The sequence below is a fragment of the Larsenimonas salina genome, from assembly GCF_023736155.1.
Lineage (GTDB): Bacteria > Pseudomonadota > Gammaproteobacteria > Pseudomonadales > Halomonadaceae > Larsenimonas > Larsenimonas salina.
The window spans coordinates 1,078,538-1,095,997 of the sequence record NZ_JAMLJJ010000001.1 but is presented as its reverse complement, the minus strand read 5'-3'; the positions used below and the strand labels follow the sequence as shown (position 1 = coordinate 1,095,997).

Genomic DNA, 17,460 nt, shown 5'->3' with positions numbered 1-17,460 from the left:
AGCCTTAGTATTGAAGAGGTTGCGTCATCTTTCAAAGTAGATTTCGGTCATGAGGCTTTTAGATGACATTTATAGTTAAAGGCTATCAATATGTGGTTTCTGATTTCATTTTTCGCTTGAAAAGCGAGGCCTGACGGGGGCTCGGGAGCAGGGTCGGGTTGCGTAAGCACGGTGTGAGCACCGAATAGGGCCAAGGGCGGCTGTGTGGTTATCCAGCGTTTGGTGCTATGGTCGAGACGGCATCGAGGCGTTAAAGCGACTACGCTGATGCCAGCGGATCAGAATGCAACATGGGTGTCCTGAGCAGGCATTGGATAACACGAATGTCTGTCGACCCAAAGGCAGGATGCCTTGACTAGCTTTATGGAGAGTTGACCGTGTCTAACGATAATCGAAAGCCCACGACTACAGATGCCGGTATTCCGGTTTCCAGTGATGAATATTCCCTCTCGGTTGGCCCGGATGGCCCAATCGTCCTTCATGATCATTATCTCATGGAGCAAATGGCGGCGTTCAACCGTGAAATGATTCCCGACCGCCAGCCCCATGCCAAGGGCAGCGGCGCATTCGGCCATTTCGAGGTAACCGAAGACGTCAGTAAATACACCAAGGCCAAGTTCCTTCAAAAAGGGGCCAAGACCGAGGTGGTCGCCCGGTTCTCGACCGTTGCCGGCGAAAGCGGCAGTCCCGATACTTGGCGTGACCCACGCGGCTTCGCACTGAAGTTTTATACCGAAGAGGGCAACTTCGATATGGTCGGCAACAACACGCCGGTCTTTTTCGTGCGTGACCCGCTGAAGTTCCAGCACTTCATCCATTCTCAGAAGCGCCGCGCCGACAATGGTCTTCGTGACCACGACATGCAGTGGGACTTCTGGTCGCTCTCGCCGGAATCGGCGCATCAGGTGACCTGGCTGATGGGCGATCGCGGTATTCCGCGCACCTGGCGCCACATGAACGGCTATTCGAGCCACACCTACATGTGGGTCAACGAAGGCGGCGAGCGGTTCTGGGTCAAGTACCACTTCAAGACCGACCAGGGCATCGAGTGCATGACCCAGGAAGAAGCGGTCAAGATGGACGGCACCGATCCGGACTATCACCGCCGTGATCTCTTTAACTCGATCAAAAATGGCGACTGCCCGTCCTGGACGCTGCACATGCAGATCATGCCGTTCGAGGACGCCAAGACCTATCGCATCAACCCGTTCGATTTGACCAAGATCTGGCCGCACGAGGATTATCCGCTGATCAAGGTCGGTAAGCTGACGCTTGATCGCAACCCGACCGATTTCCACAGCCAGATCGAGCAGGCCGCGTTCGAGCCGAACAACTCGGTCCCTGGCACGGGCTTCTCGCCGGACAAGATGCTTTTGGCGCGTGTCATTTCCTACGCCGACGCCCACCGGGCGCGTCTTGGGGTCAATTACAAGCACATTCCGGTCAATACGCCGATCAACGAGGTCAACAGCTACGCCAAGGGCGGTGAAATGCGCATTCGTTTGGCAAGCGACCCCGTTTACGCCCCGAACAGCAAGGGCGGCGCAGCGGCGCAACCGGAACGCTATCCGGAAGACGCCACCTGGGAAGCCGATGGCGAGTTCGTGCGGGCGGCCTACACCAAGCGTCAGGACGACGACGACTTCAGCCAGGCCAACGATCTGGTTAACAAGGTCATGGACGACGCTGCTCGTGACCGTCTGGTCAGCAACATCGTCGGCCACGTCAGCGCCGATGTCGAAGAGCCGGTGCTTTCACGCGTGTTCGAATACTGGGACAACGTCGATGCCACCATCGGCAAGCGTGTGCGTGACGGCGTAACGGCCAACCGCAACGGCTGATTTCGATATGTACCGGTAAGTGATCGAAAAAAGAGAACCCGCGCTTGAGCGCGGGTTTTTTTATGCATGACAAGACGCGTTGAATGCCGAGGCTTTAGCTCGGTTGACCGGATTTGTGCCGACGAACGACCCAGAAGCCGACGGCACCGGCCATGAACAGCATGCCGCCACAGCCGACCGCGAGCACGTAGGCTCCGGTCACATCGCTCGATGCAATGTCGTAACGCGAGGCAAGCGATGCAAGTGTGTCGGCGTATTGACGCCACAGAAACACACCCACGCCAATGCCCGACAGCATGGTGCACAGCGCGACCAGTCGTGAGCCGTTGGCCCAGCTTGGAAGTCCGTGGGTATCGTCGTGGTGCAGGAACTCGCGGTAGCGCCGCTCCTCCTCGCTTACCCTGGTCAAGCGGGACACGATCACGATGGCAATGAGCGCCGCGACCGTGCTTATAAGCACCGGGTGCAGATAGACCGGAAGTGTGATCCATTCGGCCTGGATCATCAGCGAGAGAATCAGGTTGCCGACAAAGCCGACGATCAATCCCCAGCCGGCGGCGGCGGCGGTAATCGTTTTGCTCCACACGCTCATCAGCGCCACCGGCCCCCAGGACGAGGCAAAAAGCGTTGCCGCGAACCAGACCACCGCCATCACCGCCGGCGGCTGAAACAGCGCCAGAATCAGCGCGATCAGACCCGCGCCCAAAATCGCGAGACGGCTTGCCCGCATGGCGGCGGCGTCGCTGCTTGAGGCCGGCAGGATGTCGTTTGAAATGCTGAAACCGATGATCGACAGGAAGGTCGAGCAGGACGACAGTCCGGCGGCGAATACGCCGGTGATGATCACGATGCCAAGCCATGGCGGCAAGATGTTCATCGCCGCCCAGATCATGGCGCGCTCACCCTCAAGATCCGGGTTGTAGAGGTTGAGCGCCGCGCCGGTCATCATCATCAGCGCGTAAAACACCGCAAGCGCCACCGCGGTCAGCATTGCCGAGCGCATGACGACGTGCTCGTTGCGCGCCATCAGGTAGCGGCTTGATTGCCACGGGCTCGCGGCCAGTACCGCCGCCCACACAAGACCAAGCGTCACGCCCCAAATCAGCGCCTCGCCGGGGGAGGAAAAGGTGCTGCCTTCGCCCTCGAGTACGCCATGCCAGAGCGCGATGCCGGGCTTGTCGGTCTGATCGAGCAGCCCGCTGACGGCGCCGGGCCAGCCGCCCAGGTCATTGATGATATAAAGCGACCCGCCAAGCGCGGCGAGCGAGAAGATCACGAACATGATCGTGTCGGTCAGCATCACGCCCGGGGAGCCTGAGTACAAAATGAAGCCGGTGTAGGTCAGCCACACCAGCACCAGCCCGACCCAGTAGGGCAGGCCCGTCAGTTCCTGGAACATGATGCCCGCACCCTGCATGACGCCAAGCAGGTAGGCGCCAAGCCCGATGACAGTAGTCAGGCCGGCGATGCGCTGCACCTGGCGGGAGTTGAAGCGCTTACCGAAATACTCAGGCACCGTCAGCGCCTTGCTGCGCCGAAGGTAGCGGCCGAATACCAGCGCGCCGAGCAGGCAGCCCGAGGTACTCAGTGCGGCAAAGATCAGCATGACGAACGGGTAGCCCTGATAGGCAAAGCCGGTTTCGCCCAGAAACGCACTGGTGCTCAAATAACTTGCAACCAGTGTGCCAAGAATAAGAAAGGTCGGCGCGTTGCGCCCGGCCACGAGGTAGTCGTCCAGATGTTGAACGCGCCGGCCGGCCAGATTGCCGATGATGAAATAGCCCACCAGGCTAAGCAGGATGGAAACCGTGTAGATCATGAAAACGCTCGTTTGTTGTTAGTGCGAGTCTTGATGCGACCTCGATGATAGAAAGCCTGATCGTTACAGGCATTCTCAGTGCGGCGTCGGTCGCAGTATGAACGACGTCCCCTGAGTAAAATCCATTCTTTTCTGATTAAGAAAATCTGAAACCTTGCGCGTTGCGCACTCGAGTGCGACATACGCAAAGCCGCCCACGGGTAAAGGCTTCGTTCTTCACGTCGATATAGCTGTCAATTCGCACCCGTCTAAAGAGTGCAGCGTGCCTTTTGCGGCGCTTTGCAGCAGACGGCTGACGTCATCATGTCATCAGAAAAGGATAGCGACGGTCATGACAAGCGCCTTCAACAGCGAGCAGCATAAGAACCCATGTCAGGAGCAGGATTACCTTCGAGCGGCGATTGACCGGTCACAGGCGGTCATCGAGTTCACCCCAGAAGGCATCATCGTCGACGCCAATCAGAATTTTCTCGATTGCGTCGGCTATGAGCTTGATGAAATCAAGGGCAAGCATCATCGAATGTTCTGCGATTCCGATGAGATCAGTCGGCCTGAGTACCGAGCCTTCTGGCAAAAACTCGGACGGGGCGAGTTCGATTCCGGCGAATATCGACGTATTGGCAAAGGGGGGCGGGAAATCTGGCTGCAAGCGACCTACAACCCGGTCCTCAATGAACAGGGCGAGGCGATTCGCGTCGTAAAATTCGCCTCCGACACCACCGCGCAGAAAAATCACGATATCGAGTTCGAGGGTAAGGTCGAGGCCATCGGCCGTGCTCAAGCCATGATCGAATTTGATCTCGACGGCATCGTGCTTGCCGCCAATGACAATTTTTTGAAAACCATGGGCTATCGGGCCAACGAGGTGCTCGGCGAGCATCACCGCATGTTCTGCGAAGAAACGTTTTGGCAAAGCGCCGATTACGGCGATTTTTGGACCCGGCTTGGCCGCGGCGAACACGTACAGGGCGTCTACAAACGGCTTCGTAAAAACGGCGAGGAAGTGTGGCTGCATGCCAATTACAGCCCGATCCTGAATGCAAGCGGCCACCCCTACAAGGTGGTCAAGTTTGCCCAAGACATTACCCAACGCAAGCTTCAAAACGCCGAATTCGAAGGCAAGGTTGATGCCATCAAGCGCTCTCAGGCCGTAATCGAGTTCGACATGGCCGGCTACATTCTGGACGCCAACGACCTCTTTTTGGGCGCTACCGGCTATCGGCTTGATGAGATCCGGGGCCAGCACCACAGCATGTTCTGCGACACGCGCTACGCCGAAAGCGGCGAATACGCCCGCTTCTGGGATGAACTGGGTCGGGGCGTGTTCAAAAGTGGCGAGTTCAAGCGATGTAAGCGTGATGGGGGCGATCTATGGCTTCAGGCCACCTATAACCCGATCTTCGACATGTCAGGCCGGCCGTTCAAGGTCGTCAAGTTCGCCACCGACGTGACCGAGAGAAAACATCAGAGTGCCGAGCTGGAGGGGCGCCTTGATGCAATCGACCGTGCTCAGGCAGTGATCGAGTTCGACCTGACCGGCAACATTCTCACGGCCAATGAAAATTTCCTCTACACCATGGGCTATAGCCTCGACGAAGTGAAAGGCCAGAATCACCGTATTTTTTGTTCGAACGAGTACGTTCAAAGCGAAAATTATCGGGATTTCTGGAAAAAACTGGCCAAGGGCGAGTTTTTCAGCGGCCGCTTCCAGCGCTTTGGCAAGTTCGGGCGCAGCGTCTGGATTCAGGGCACCTATAACCCGATTCTCGACGCCAACGGCAAACCTTACAAGATCATCAAGTTCGCCACCGACATTTCAAAACAGGTGCGCCTCGAGGAGCGCATTCGCGATCAGGCGCTGTCGATGAGTGAAAGCGTGGTCAGCCTAAATGCCTCGATCAATGGTATTGCCGAAAATGCGGGGCTGACTCAGAAACTTGCCGCGACCAATCGGGATGAAGCCCATCAGGGCGCCAAGACACTCGAACGCTCGGCCGAAGTCATGGAGGCGATCCGCAAGTCCTCGGAGGATGTTGACGCGATCGTGCAGGTGATTGGCGACATCGCTAACCAGACCAATCTGCTGGCGTTCAACGCAGCAATAGAGGCGGCCCGTGCCGGCGAGCATGGGCTCGGGTTTTCGGTTGTCGCCGATGAAGTGCGAAAGCTTGCCGAAAAATCCTCGGAGGCCACCCGCAGCATCGACCGGCTTCTCAGCGAATCCAATCGGCGAGTTGAAGAAGGGCATTCGGTCACGCGAGAGGCGCTGTCCTCGTTCGAACGTATTGTCAAAGGCATCGAATCGACCAGCCACTCCATCGATGAAATCACTCAGGCGACGCAGGCGCAGCTCGAAAACGCCGCGCTGGTCGAACGTTCGATCCATCAGTTGAATGAGGCGACGTCCGAAAACGGTGAGGGCTATATCAAGGAGGTTCGATAGCATGAGCGGCTCGCGAGGGGAGCGCGGTCGATTCTGCCTGTTCGAGGTGGGCGGCAGTCGGCTGGCACTCGATATTGCCTCTGTGCAGGAAATCGTACCCAATCCGGCGCAGTTGACCCGTGCCCCGAGGCCGGAGCCGTTCGTACTGGGCATGGTGCGCCTGCGCGAACTCAGACTGCCGGTGATCGATCTATGCGCGCTGTTGGCGCTGCCGGCAACCACTGGGCCTGCGGTGCTGATCGTGCTCCAGCACCAACGTCAGCTGGTGGCCCTTCGGGTCGATCGAGTGATGGACGTGGTCGATGCGGTGCCGGAGCCACTTGGGCAGGACGATACCGCCGCGGCAGCGCTGACCCCGGCTGCACTGACTGACCCCGACAGCGGCGAACCCGTATATCTGTTGGATATCGATGCGCTGCTGGCGCTCGATGGCATTCAGGTCACCTCCATCGAGCAGGACACCGTCGATGTGTCCGCCCATGTTGGCGCGAGCACACGGTCACAGGCGCTTTTGGTCGGCTGTCACGATATGCAGCTTGCCCTGCCATCGCACATGGTGCGTGAAATTCAAGTGCGGCCCACAGTGCATCCGCCGGTAATCGACGTTCCGGGCTTTGTGGGAACGGTCGAGCTTCGCGGAACGTCGCTTGCGCTGTTCAGCCCGCTTCGTCTTCTGGGGTATCGGGCGCCTGCTGGCCAGCAGGGGAAGTCGATGGTGGTATTGGCGGTCAATGGCTATCGCTTCGCGATTTTTGTCGACCGAGTGATTCGTATGGTGGAGTTCGAGGAGGCGGCCGTTCTGCCTCTGGCCGATTCCTCTCAGGGCCGGGATCTGTTCACTGGGCTGTTGCCTCACGCGACGCTTGGGGAGTCCCTGCTGGTTTCGGAAGCGGGGCTTGCCCAGATGAACGATCTCATCAGTATTGCCGGTATGTATGCGCGCGCCGAACAAATCAGCGAGACGAGCCAGACGCCCTGGCGGCGGTTCCCGTTCATGCATTTCAAGGCGCAGGGGCAGTTCGTGACCCCGCTTTATCAGCTCGAGGAGGTCATCGCCATGCCAGAGACGTATCTGCCGGCGGCCGATGTCGAGCGTGGCTGGGTCGGCAGCATGTCGCTGCGAGGGCAGTCGGTCAATTTGGTGGACCTGCGTCGGCTGCTGGGCATCGTGACTCCCAAACCCGCCTCACACGTGCTGGTGGTTCGCTGCGAGCGCTTCCTGATCGGGTTCATGATCGATACGACGCGGCGCATCGAATACATCGACGCGCCCTCGGACAGCCTCATCATTCAATGGCGGGGTGATAACAAGACCGGCGCGCCGCCGATCGAGCGCTGCAAGCGACTGGTCTCGATCGGGCGTGGAAGTCACCAGAAAGTACTGTCGGTCTTGTGCCTTCAGGCGCTGGCTCGGTTACTTGCCAGGGAAACCGAGGACGTGTGCTGTAACTTTGTCAGTGCCGATCTCTGAAGCGTTGTACGACGATGGCGCCGCCTTTGCACTCTCTGCCGTGGCGCTCAAGCATCCAGTCCGTGTATTCGGCGGGCAGGGCGCTGACCTGATCGAGGCGCGCAAGCTCCTCCTCAAAAAGACGCACGTTAATCGACGCGAGGTTGTCGGCCAGTTGTTCCGAGCGTTTGGCGCCGACAATCACGCTTGGGACGTCCAGCTGGTGCAGGAGTAGGCCAGCGCAATCTGCGCCTTGCTCCTTCATAGCCGGCCATCTTCTGCATTACCGTGATGCAGGCGCTGGCTTGGTCCTAGCCCGTCGGCTTCTTTCTGTAAAAGCCCGCCCATGTTGCTCAAGAGCTCCCCCTGGCCGCCAAAGGCCATGGCCCAAGACACAGCTCGAACACAAGCAGGCCTGTGTTATCCAGTGTGTGATAATGCATGGTGTCCTCCTAGTCTGAATCCGAACGACGATGTCGTGTGTGATTGCTCAAGAGGCAGTATGGCGGTTTGACCATGTGCTCACGTTTACTGAACGTGCGTAGAGTTTGACCGATTCTGCAAATACTAAGGCGCGCGCATCTCGTATGGGATATTCTTAAACGGCATCGATCAAGCCCAAGCTGAGCTTGGGCTAAGCGGCTTTAAATATCGTTGGTCACTTCTGCGAATAGGCCTCATTTTAGGGTGCATCGGAAACGCATCCGTTAGTAGTCCATTACAATAGCCACACGGAGATCCACATGACGCGTCCCAACGTTCTGGTTCTGATGGCCGATCAGGTCAATGGCACCTTGTTTGAAGACGGGCCTGCAGATTTTCTGCACATGCCTCACTTAAAAGAGCTCTACAAGCGCTCTGCACGGTTCAAAAACGCCTACACGCCAAGCTATCTGTGCGCGCCCGGCCGAGCGGCATTTATGTCCGGCCAGCTTCCCTCGCGCACCGGTGTTTACGACAACGCCGCCGAGTTCCCGTCCAGCATTCCGACTTGGGCGCACCATCTGCGTCGCGCTGGTTACGCCACATGCCTTTCCGGCAAGATGCACTTTGTCGGCCCGGATCAGCTCCACGGGTTTGAATCGCGCTTGACAACCGACGTTTATCCGCCGGATTTCGGTTGGACGCCGGATTATCGTAAGCCGGGTGAGCGTATCGACTGGTGGTACCACAACCTGGGCTCCGTAACTGGCGCAGGCGTCGCCGAAATCTCCAACCAGATGGAATACGACGATGAAGTCGCCTTCCATGCCGAACAGAAGCTGTTTGATTTAGCGCGTGGTCATGAAGAGCGTCCTTGGGCAATGTGCGTGAGCTTCACTCACCCCCATGACCCTTATGTTGCACGTCGCAAGTTTTGGGATCTGTACGAGGACTGCGAGCACCTCGAACCGACGCTTCCAGAAGTGCCTTTCGAAGATCAGGACCCGCACTCCAAGCGTATCTATGAGGCCAACGACTACACTAAGTTCGACATTCAGCCGGAACACGTCCGTCGGGCACGTCGTGGCTACTTCGCGAACCTGTCCTACATCGACGACAAGATTGGCGGCATTCTCGATGTGCTCAAGCGCACGCGCCAGCTCGATAATACCATCATCATGTTCGTTTCTGACCATGGCGACATGCTCGGTGAGCGCGGTCTGTGGTTCAAGATGAGCCCGTTCGAAGGTTCCTCGCGCGTTCCGATGTTGATCAGCGGCCCCGGCATCCAGCCGCAGCTGATCGAGACGCCGGTTTCCGCCATCGATATCAATCCGACGCTTGCAGATCTGGCTGGTGTGGATATGAGCGAGATCGCGAATTGGACCGACGGTGAGTCGTTGGTTCCGCTGCTCAACGGCGAAAAGCGCGAATCTCCGGTCTACATGGAGTACGCTGCCGAGGGTACCTATGCGCCGTTGGTCACGATCCGTAAGGGCGATTGGAAATTCAATCACTGTGAGATCGATCCGCCGCAGCTGTTCAATCTGAAAGACGATCCGAACGAACAGAACAATCTCGCAACCGACCCGGACTATCAAGACACTCTGACTGAGTTCACCAAGATGGTCATGGAAAAGTGGGATATGGCCCGCTTCGACGCCGACATTCGCGAAAGCCAGGCGCGTCGACTGGTCGTCTACGAAGCGCTGCGTAACGGTCACTACTACCCGTGGGATCACCAGCCGCTACAGGTTGCATCCGAGCGTTACATGCGTAACCACATGGATCTCAACATAGTGGAAGAGTCACAGCGGTTTCCGCGGGGTGAATGAGCCGGTAATGCCCTGACAGTGTGTCGCCTTGATAATGGGCGATCAAAGAACGCCTCGTGCCGGCTGGCACGGGGCGTTTTTAGGTAGATACATTAGACTGCGTTACTGCCCGAGCGGAGGTGTCGGATTAAAAACGCGAGCGCCGTGGCAAGCGAGACGGCCGCCGACATCAGGAACACGCCACTTATGCCCGTCATGGGGGCAAGGGCACCGGCCAGTGCCGGCCCTACGATATTGCCGAAGGCGAAGACGGTCAGAACGGCGGTGAAGCCAAGCGTTGCCAGTGCGGGAAAAAGATTGTTGCTCCAGAAGGAGTAGATCGCGCTCAGCATCATCACGCACATGCCCTGAAGCCCGGCCGACACGATAAGCCCCGCCCAGGTGGCCGGTGCGATGCCAATAAGGGCCAGCGAAACAGCAGAGGCAAGAAAGATGCCCGCGACCAGGGCGGCAATGCCCAGGCGCTGATTGAGCTCGGCTGTAAATAACCCAAGAAGCCCGGCCACGCCGAAGCTCATGTAAAGCACCGGCCCTGAAAGTGCCTCCTTGAGGCCCGGAAGGCCGCCAGCCTCACCGACCTCGGTCACCGCGAACGAAAGATAAATGCCATTGGTCATGCCGAACGACAGCGCGCGACCAGAAGTGAGGCGAGAATCAGCGCCATAAAAAAACCGGCGAAGCCGGCGCTGGCAATAAAGCTCGCCTGCTGGGTCGAGATCGTGAATTCTTCGCGAAACTGCGGCAGAAACAGGCCGAACCCCATGCGCGCCGGGCCAAATGAAATCGCGGTGGCCAGTGCCCCACCGAGGGCAATGGCGTTCGAGCGGTGCATGGCAGGCTCCCTGTGTGAAACGGCGGTTCACACAGCCTAGTTGGCGCTTAGCGCTTGCGGTCAAGTAGCTGCGTTTTTAGTGATTCCGGAATTTTCTTGATGATGAGCCGGTCCTGGGCCTCGTTGAACTCGATACTGTCGCCCAGCAGGTGCGAGTCGAAACTGATCGAGACGCCGGAGGCGCGGCCGGTGAAGCGCTTGAACTGATTGATGGTCTTTTTGTCGGCGGGGACGTCGGGAGACAGGCCGTAATCGCTGTTTCGAATGTAGTCGAAAAAGGCCTCGGGTCGGGTTTCGTCGACCAGCCTGGAAATATCATCAAGAGCCATCGGCTTGCCCGCAGCGGCCTGATCGCTTGCGTAGTTGACCACCGCGTCGGTGGAGTCGCGGCTTTGGGTATCGTCGAAGGCTTCCTGTTCGACAAAGTCACTGAACGCCTTGAGCAGCATGCGCGTCTCATTACCGGCGTCGGCGCCTTCCTCACAGCCGATCCAGGGCGTCAGCGCCTCGACGAGTTTCTTGCTGGCCTTCAGATACGCCACGTAATTGCGGCTGCCCTCCCGGGCCCATTGGGTCAGATCCACACGTACGGCCAGCGGCAACTGGCTGGTGTTGATCAAGCTTTGTGTTGTGAGGTTACCCGAGTCATCCAGTGAGAGCCCCTCACGACGAAGCAGTTGCATGAGCGCAAGATACTCGGTATCGCCATGGCGGTAGTGCACGACCCAGAGGTAGCCATCGCCCCGAAGCTGCTCGCCGAGTGCAGCAACCAGCGAACGGCTCACCTCGGTGGAAAACGTCATGAAGTCGATGCGCTCGGCGCGGTAGTGCGCAAGCTGGCCGAGAAGGGTGGCGTCGGCCGGCGGCGCATCGGCGTGGCCGAAGCCGCGGCTTTTGCCATTGAACGCGTGCAGCACCGTATTGAGCAGGGTGTCGAGTCGGCTATCCAGCGGCTGCTCTTCGGATGCCGGTTCCAGAGTGGGGGTATCGTCGGCATCGACAAGGCGATGCATCGAACTGTTGAGAATCGGCATGGTGGCAGCGTCCCTATGGCGTGTGGTCGGGGCGCGATGATAGCAGTTAAGTCATTGTCGAGGTAAATGGGCGGTAGGGAGCGCACATTCGAGATATAATAAACGATACGTATTATCGTTTGAGGGTGTTTAATGGAATGTCGAGCGACACGAGTACCCCGAAAAGCTGATATGTCACCGGTCGATCTATCACGTTTCGAAGTACGTTATCCGGTTCGTCATCGGTTCGAGGCTCAGGGTATGGCGGGATCGAGGGGAAGAGCTGTTCCCGTGCGTGGCCAGGTTATGGAGGTCACTCCCTGGGTGGGGGCACAGCTGGTCGGGTCCAGGTTATCGCTTGACTGTGCGATTGCCACATACGCCCGGCCGCCCACTGAACCGCATGTATCCGTGGTGGTCTTCCTCGAGGGTGAGGCGGACTTGGCGCTTGGGGACAGGCGGTGTCACTTGCATGTCGGGCAGGGGGCGGTGCTGTGTTATGACGGTTACCAAGCGTTTAGTGCTTATCATCCGCCGCGATCACGACTGAGAGCCGTTAATCTGACCATTATGTCCTCCGGCTGGGCCGCGCTTGAGGACTTGGCTGCGCTGGGTGCATTTCCAGCTTGGCGAAATCGACTTCAAACCGTACCGATCTCACCAGGTCTTTGCCTGTCCTTGAGTGAATGGCTCGACACCGGACAGAGTGATCGTACCAATATCCGAATCTGTGGGCTTGCCCGTCAACTAGCGGGTGTTCTCGAGCCCTTTGCACCAGTGAACGGATTCCCGGCCGACGTCTGCCCCCGGCTGCTGGCATTGAGGCAGCATCTGGAAACGCATTGGCAGGTGCCACACTCGCTCGAGGTTCTCGCACAGCGCGCCTGTATGAGTTCGAGCACGCTTCGTTCTCGGTTCCGGACGGCATTTGGTTATTCGGTGTTCGGCTATCTACGAGAAGTACGGCTTCAGCGAGCGCATGAGCTTCTCATGAGTGGCGCAAGTGTTCAGCGGGTCTCCGACGTGGTCGGCTACGGTCACGTCGGCAATTTTTCGACCGCCTACCGTCGTCGCTTTGGGCATGCTCCGACAAATGCGCGGCCGGCTGCTCATCGCTCTTAGCCTCTATCGTCGTCATCTCGCATTAGGATCTCGGCATCGCGCAAAAGCCGATGGATCTGTAAAAGATAATAATTCTCACTCATAAAAAAGGAAGGCCGGCGATTGGGCGCCGGTCGCATAAAATGGGTGAAGGCCATTAATATGACTCAGGGAAAAGCGCGTGAAGATGGGCGCATCACTACTCTTTCCACGCCAGTACTTACTGGACTTTTGATCGGTAATGCCTGGCCTGTGATGGCAGCGGCGAGTGGAGAGACCATGACCGTGGTCGGCGAAGCTGCGACCAAGACCGAGACACTCTCCATCGAAACGCCTCAATCAGTATCCCGGATCGACAGGGCAGAGATGGATGCTCGAGGAGTGAGTACCATCGGGGATGCCGCTGAATACACGCCAGGAGTCTTTGCCAATCAGGTCGGGGCATCTAATCGTTACGATTATCTTGTTATGCGCGGCTTTTCCGACGGCAGCCTCAGTAACACGTTTCTTGATGGTTTAAAGATCATGGGCGACACCAATGGCTATAGTTCGATGGTGATCGACCCGTGGTTTCTTGAGCAAGTCGACATCGTCAAGGGACCGGCTTCCGTGCTGTATGGCCGCTCTTCTCCGGGCGGTCTGGTGGCGCTTACCAGCAAGAAACCACTGTTTGAGGCTCGCAACGCACTTCGAGTACGTGCTGATAACAACGCGACACGCAGTATGGCGTTCGATTTTTCCGGACCTCTCGGCGACTAGCGCCGTGTGGCCTATCGGTTGGTTGGTCTGGGCAGTTCGCGGGATACCCAGTTTGGCCCTGTCGAGGAAAAACGCTATGCATTCGCGCCTTCGCTCACGTGGGATGTGACCGACGATACCAGTGTGACCTTCATGGCTTATCTCCAGAAGGACCCTGAAGGTGGGTATCATTCCGGCGTACCGTATGATGGCGCCGTGACCTCACATAATGGCCGCCACATCGATAATACGTTTTTCGATGGCGAAGAGGCTTTCGACGGGTTTGAGCGCACGCAGCGCATGGTGGGCTATAGCCTTACGCACTACGTTTCCGATGCCGCTATTGCGCGCCAGAAGTTTCGCTACCTTGATTCCGACGTCGATATGGATCAAGTCTATGGCTACGAGTGGGGCTCGCCAGACTCGACGACGCTACAACGTTTCTACTCAGGGGCCAGGGAATCGCTGCAGGCCTGGACGCTGGATAACCAGCTCGAAATGAGGTTCGAACACGCCGACGTCGAACATACACTACTTTTCGGGCTTGACTATCAAACGCGTGCCAATGATGTTGTCTGGCGTTCGGGCAGCTTTCCCGCACTCGATGCGTTCAACCCCAGCTATGGCGCACGACCTTCGGGAGACTTTACGGTGACCAACCGCGAGCGCCATGAGCTGAGTCAGACCGGGATTTATATACAGGATCAAATCGCCTATGGCGGTTGGCATGCGACCGTTGGGGGGCGGTTGGATCGGGTCGAGATCGAGAACAAGGACCGCCTTGGTAGTAATGACAGTACGCTCGATGAGACGGAGTTCAGCGGCCGTGCCGGGCTCCTGTACCGATTCGATAGCGGCCTGGCGCCGTACGCAAGCTATAACACGGCGTTTACGCCCACCAGCTTTGTCGATGAGTCGGGCGATCTGCTCGAGCCGATGACAGGCACACAGTGGGAAGGGGGCCTGAAGTTCAGGCCGCCGGGCACCTCGGATCTCTACACCGCTTCCCTGTTTCGAATCACTCAGGAAAACGTGGCGACCAAGGAGCAACCGTCGGATCCGTACCGCGCGGTCGGTGAGATTCGTTCACAGGGGGTAGAGCTTGAAGCGGATGTGGAGCTGACGCCTCGTCTATCACTCAAGGCCGGCTATAGCTATACCGACATTACTTACTCGAAAAGCGATGATGAGAGTGAAGAGGGCCACCAGGCGGTCTATGCGCCCAGGCATCAGGCCAGTGCCTGGGGCATTTACACTCTCTCTGACGTCGATAACGTAAACGTAGGGCTCGGCGTGCGCTACGTCGGAGGCATCGAGGCCGATCGTGCCAATATCAAACGGGTGCCGGATTATACGCTGGTGGATGCAGCGTTTGGCGCGGGGCTGGGTGCGCTTGGTCTGAATGATGCCTCGATTCGTATCAATGTTGCAAATTTGCTGGATAAATCCTACGTGGCAGCCTGCAACTCCTTATCGTATTGCTACTTTGGAGCCGAGCGCAGCCTGACCGCGACCGTGGACTATCAGTTTTAACCACGCCCATCACTGCAGCAGGCTCAGCATGGCCTCCGGCGTCTGATTGGCCTGGGCGAGCATGGCGTTGCTTGCCTGACTCACGATCTGTGCTCGAGTCATGTTCGAGGCCTCGACCGCGTAGTCCGCGTCCATGATGCGTGAGCGCGCCGCTTCAGTGATCGTTGCCCGGTTTGTAGCCGCATCCATCGCACCTTCCAGCCGGTTCTGAACTGCGCCGTATTGGCTTCGGTAGCCATCGACGGTGAGCATGGCGGAATCCAGCTCGGCCAAGGCCTCGCGGGCTTTCTCGATCGGGTCGAGGGCGGTACCGGCAATGCCGAGGGCCTCGCTGTCGGCCGGGGTCGATTCGATGGTCAGTGTGTCGAGCGCCTGACCGTAATCGGCGTTCATGACGATCTCGGTATCGGTGTTGGTCGGGGTAATGCCGTCGGCGTACTGCGTCTCGGGGAGCGTGTCCCAGGTGGCATTGGCGGTGAAAGATCCTTCCCCGGAGACGAACAGAAGAAGGTTTTCGCTGACGGTATCGACCGTGATCTGTTCGACGGTTTGAGACGCCTCGGCGCCGTTGAGACGGCCGTTGTTGAACTCGCCGTCCGTGGTTGCCGCAGTGCGATCGCCGTCGCCGGTGTAGGTGATGGTCATGCCGTTGTAGGTGTTGCTCACCGCGCCGCCGCTGTTGTAGCTGCCGGTGGCGTCGACGAAATTGCTGTCGTCGTAGGTGGCGCCACTGTCGAAACCATCGGCCTCGGTCAGCAGTTGGCTGGTGGCGGTCGCGCGATCGGTGACGCCGTTGTGTGACCAGGTATAGTCAGCCGTCGCGCCCTCAAGGGGGGTACCCACCAGGTGCTTACCGTCGGCGGTGAATACCTGCAGATCATCGTCCTGATTGTAGGAGTTGATGGTCAGCTGGAAATTGGTTGTTCCTGCCGGCACATAGGCGATGGCCTTGACGCCTGATGAGTAGCTCTGGCTGCCGTCATCGAAGACGTCGACCACATGAGGCGTATTGCCAAGCGGCGTGCCGGTCAGCTTGGGCTCGCCGGCAAGCGGGGTCTTGCCGAATATCTCGGTGTCTGTGGCGATGCGGTCGATCTCATCGCGCAGGGTGAAGAACTCCCGATTGATGGCGGCGCGGTCGTCGTCCGACAACGTGCCGTTGGCCGATTGCACCGCCAGTTCGCGGGCGCGCTGCAAAAGCCCGTTGATGCCGTCGAGCCCGCCTTCGGCGGTCTGTGCAAGGCTGATGCCGTCGTTGATGCCGCGGCCGATCTGGCGGTCGGCGTTGATGTTGGCCGTCATGCGATTCGCTTTGGCCTGACCGGCCGCGTCGTCGGATGCGGAGTTGATGCGTTGCCCGGTGGACAGTCGTTCGATGGCCTTCGACAACTGGTTCTGTGCACGCATCTGATGCTGTTGGGTGGACAGCGAAAGCAGATTCGTTGAGATCGTCGCCATAGTAGTTATTATCACGCTAATGAGTGTCTTCCCCAACTAGCGGCAACTTCAGGCGAAACTTGAGCGGGCTGCGTGGCGGCAGGCGCTGTCCGTATCAAACAAGGGCGTGGCCAAAAACGGCGTGCGTCAATCGTTGGAAAGCGAGGAGCCCGCGCCATGCACGGGCCCCGAGCGGCTCAGTGTTCCTCGGGCAACTCGGCGTTGTGGTAGACGTTTTGCACGTCTTCGAGGTCATTGAGCATATCGATGAACTTCTCGAACTGCGCGACGTCATCGCCTGCGATGGCGGTTGTTGTCTGCGGCAAAAACTGAATTTCATCGGTGTCGAAATCGACGCCCTCGAACGTGTCCTGCAGGGCCTGGCGGGTTTTTGCGTAATCGGTATGCGGGGCGAAAACCGTGATATGCCCGTCTTCGGATTCGATGTCAGTGACGTCGACGTCGGCCTCCATCAGTGCCTCGAGCACCGCCTCTTCATCCTCGCCTGCGAACGAGAAGATCGCGCAATGATCGAACATGTGGCTGACGGTACCCTGAGTACCGATCTTGCTCTTGTTCTTGGTGAACACGCCCCGAACATCGCCGTAACTGCGGTTGGGGTTATCGGTCAGGCACTCGACGATCACCATGCAGTTGCCCGGGCCGAAGCCTTCGTAGCGCGCTGGCGAATAGTCCTCGCCGCCGCCGCCCTTGGCCTTATCGAGCGCCTTGTCGATGACATGCGTTGGCACCTGATCCTTCTTGGCGCGATCGATCATGTTGCGAAGCGAGAGGTTGCTGTTCGGGTCAACGCCGCCGGCTTTGGCACAAACGTAAATTTCTCGACCGTACTTGCTGTACACCTTGGTCTTGGCCGCAGCTGTCTTGGCCATGGACTCTTTGCGGTTTTGAAAGGCTCTGCCCATGTCGTGTGTCCATCACGTGAGTGAAAGAAGGGATTCTACTTAAGTTACCCGGGCTTGGCAGCCCTATGC

The 17,460-nt window shown here is 58.3% G+C and carries 14 protein-coding genes; 7 read left to right on the top strand and 7 right to left on the bottom strand.

Annotation, left to right across the window (positions count from 1 at the left end; all coding sequences use genetic code 11):
- Nucleotides 1-377 precede the first annotated feature (377 nt).
- The gene (locus NAT23_RS05210) at nt 378-1,841 is read left to right on the top strand and encodes a catalase (protein WP_251926160.1); all 1,464 of its coding nucleotides are present in this window, start codon (nt 378-380) and stop codon (nt 1,839-1,841) included.
- Nucleotides 1,842-1,935: 94 nt separating this feature from the next.
- Here the strand turns inward: NAT23_RS05210 and NAT23_RS05205 are convergent, their stop codons facing one another.
- Nucleotides 1,936-3,660 (bottom strand): sodium:solute symporter family protein, encoded by a 1,725-nt coding sequence (locus NAT23_RS05205; RefSeq protein ID WP_251926159.1) that lies wholly within the window; start codon nt 3,658-3,660, stop codon nt 1,936-1,938.
- Between the two features lie 331 nt (nt 3,661-3,991).
- On the opposite strand from NAT23_RS05205, the gene NAT23_RS05200 reads away from it, so the two are divergent.
- Nucleotides 3,992-6,103: a methyl-accepting chemotaxis protein gene (locus tag NAT23_RS05200; RefSeq protein WP_251926158.1), complete on the top strand. Its 2,112-nt coding sequence runs from the start codon at nt 3,992-3,994 to the stop codon at nt 6,101-6,103.
- 1 nt (nt 6,104) lies between these two features.
- Nucleotides 6,105-7,574, top strand: coding sequence for a chemotaxis protein CheW (locus tag NAT23_RS05195; protein WP_251926157.1), 1,470 nt, complete (start codon nt 6,105-6,107; stop codon nt 7,572-7,574).
- On the opposite strand, the gene NAT23_RS05190 is transcribed toward NAT23_RS05195, so the two are convergent.
- On the bottom strand, nt 7,558-7,818 hold the full coding sequence (locus tag NAT23_RS05190; RefSeq protein WP_251926156.1) for a hypothetical protein: 261 nt from the start codon (nt 7,816-7,818) through the stop codon (nt 7,558-7,560). The two genes, NAT23_RS05195 and NAT23_RS05190, sit on opposite strands and share 17 nt — an antisense overlap.
- Before the next feature lie 478 nt (nt 7,819-8,296).
- On the opposite strand from NAT23_RS05190, the gene betC reads away from it, so the two are divergent.
- Complete coding sequence (gene betC / locus NAT23_RS05185) at nt 8,297-9,811, top strand: choline-sulfatase (protein WP_251926155.1); 1,515 nt, start codon at nt 8,297-8,299, stop codon at nt 9,809-9,811.
- Nucleotides 9,812-9,903: 92 nt separating this feature from the next.
- On the opposite strand, the gene NAT23_RS05180 is transcribed toward betC, so the two are convergent.
- The 3 genes from NAT23_RS05180 to NAT23_RS05170 are packed head-to-tail and all read right to left on the bottom strand — an operon-like array spanning nt 9,904 to nt 11,677.
- Nucleotides 9,904-10,428, bottom strand: coding sequence for an MFS transporter (locus NAT23_RS05180; RefSeq protein WP_251926154.1), 525 nt, complete (start codon nt 10,426-10,428; stop codon nt 9,904-9,906).
- The gene (locus tag NAT23_RS05175; RefSeq protein WP_251926153.1) at nt 10,425-10,643 is read right to left on the bottom strand and encodes a hypothetical protein; all 219 of its coding nucleotides are present in this window, start codon (nt 10,641-10,643) and stop codon (nt 10,425-10,427) included. The genes NAT23_RS05180 and NAT23_RS05175 overlap by 4 nt, the downstream gene beginning before the upstream one ends.
- A 47-nt stretch (nt 10,644-10,690) precedes the next feature.
- The gene (locus tag NAT23_RS05170) at nt 10,691-11,677 is read right to left on the bottom strand and encodes a nucleoid-associated protein (RefSeq protein WP_251926152.1); all 987 of its coding nucleotides are present in this window, start codon (nt 11,675-11,677) and stop codon (nt 10,691-10,693) included.
- Nucleotides 11,678-11,947: 270 nt separating this feature from the next.
- Between NAT23_RS05170 and NAT23_RS05165 the strand changes: the two genes are divergently transcribed.
- The 3 genes from NAT23_RS05165 (at nt 11,948) to NAT23_RS05160 (ending at nt 15,028) form a co-directional block, all read left to right on the top strand.
- A complete protein-coding gene (locus NAT23_RS05165; RefSeq protein WP_251926151.1) occupies nt 11,948-12,778 on the top strand; it encodes a helix-turn-helix transcriptional regulator in 831 nt (276 codons plus the stop codon).
- 141 nt (nt 12,779-12,919) lie between these two features.
- A complete protein-coding gene (locus NAT23_RS14795; protein ID WP_350028307.1) occupies nt 12,920-13,516 on the top strand; it encodes a TonB-dependent receptor plug domain-containing protein in 597 nt (198 codons plus the stop codon).
- A 6-nt stretch (nt 13,517-13,522) separates the two neighbouring features.
- The gene (locus NAT23_RS05160; protein ID WP_350028306.1) at nt 13,523-15,028 is read left to right on the top strand and encodes a TonB-dependent siderophore receptor; all 1,506 of its coding nucleotides are present in this window, start codon (nt 13,523-13,525) and stop codon (nt 15,026-15,028) included.
- Nucleotides 15,029-15,037: 9 nt separating this feature from the next.
- Here NAT23_RS05160 and NAT23_RS05155 read toward each other — a convergent pair whose 3' ends face one another.
- Together NAT23_RS05155 and NAT23_RS05150 are read right to left on the bottom strand one after the other, a co-directional pair.
- Complete coding sequence (locus tag NAT23_RS05155) at nt 15,038-16,486, bottom strand: flagellin N-terminal helical domain-containing protein (protein WP_251926150.1); 1,449 nt, start codon at nt 16,484-16,486, stop codon at nt 15,038-15,040.
- A 176-nt stretch (nt 16,487-16,662) separates the two neighbouring features.
- Nucleotides 16,663-17,391: a YebC/PmpR family DNA-binding transcriptional regulator gene (locus NAT23_RS05150; protein ID WP_251926149.1), complete on the bottom strand. Its 729-nt coding sequence runs from the start codon at nt 17,389-17,391 to the stop codon at nt 16,663-16,665.
- Between the last annotated feature and the right edge of the window lie 69 nt (nt 17,392-17,460).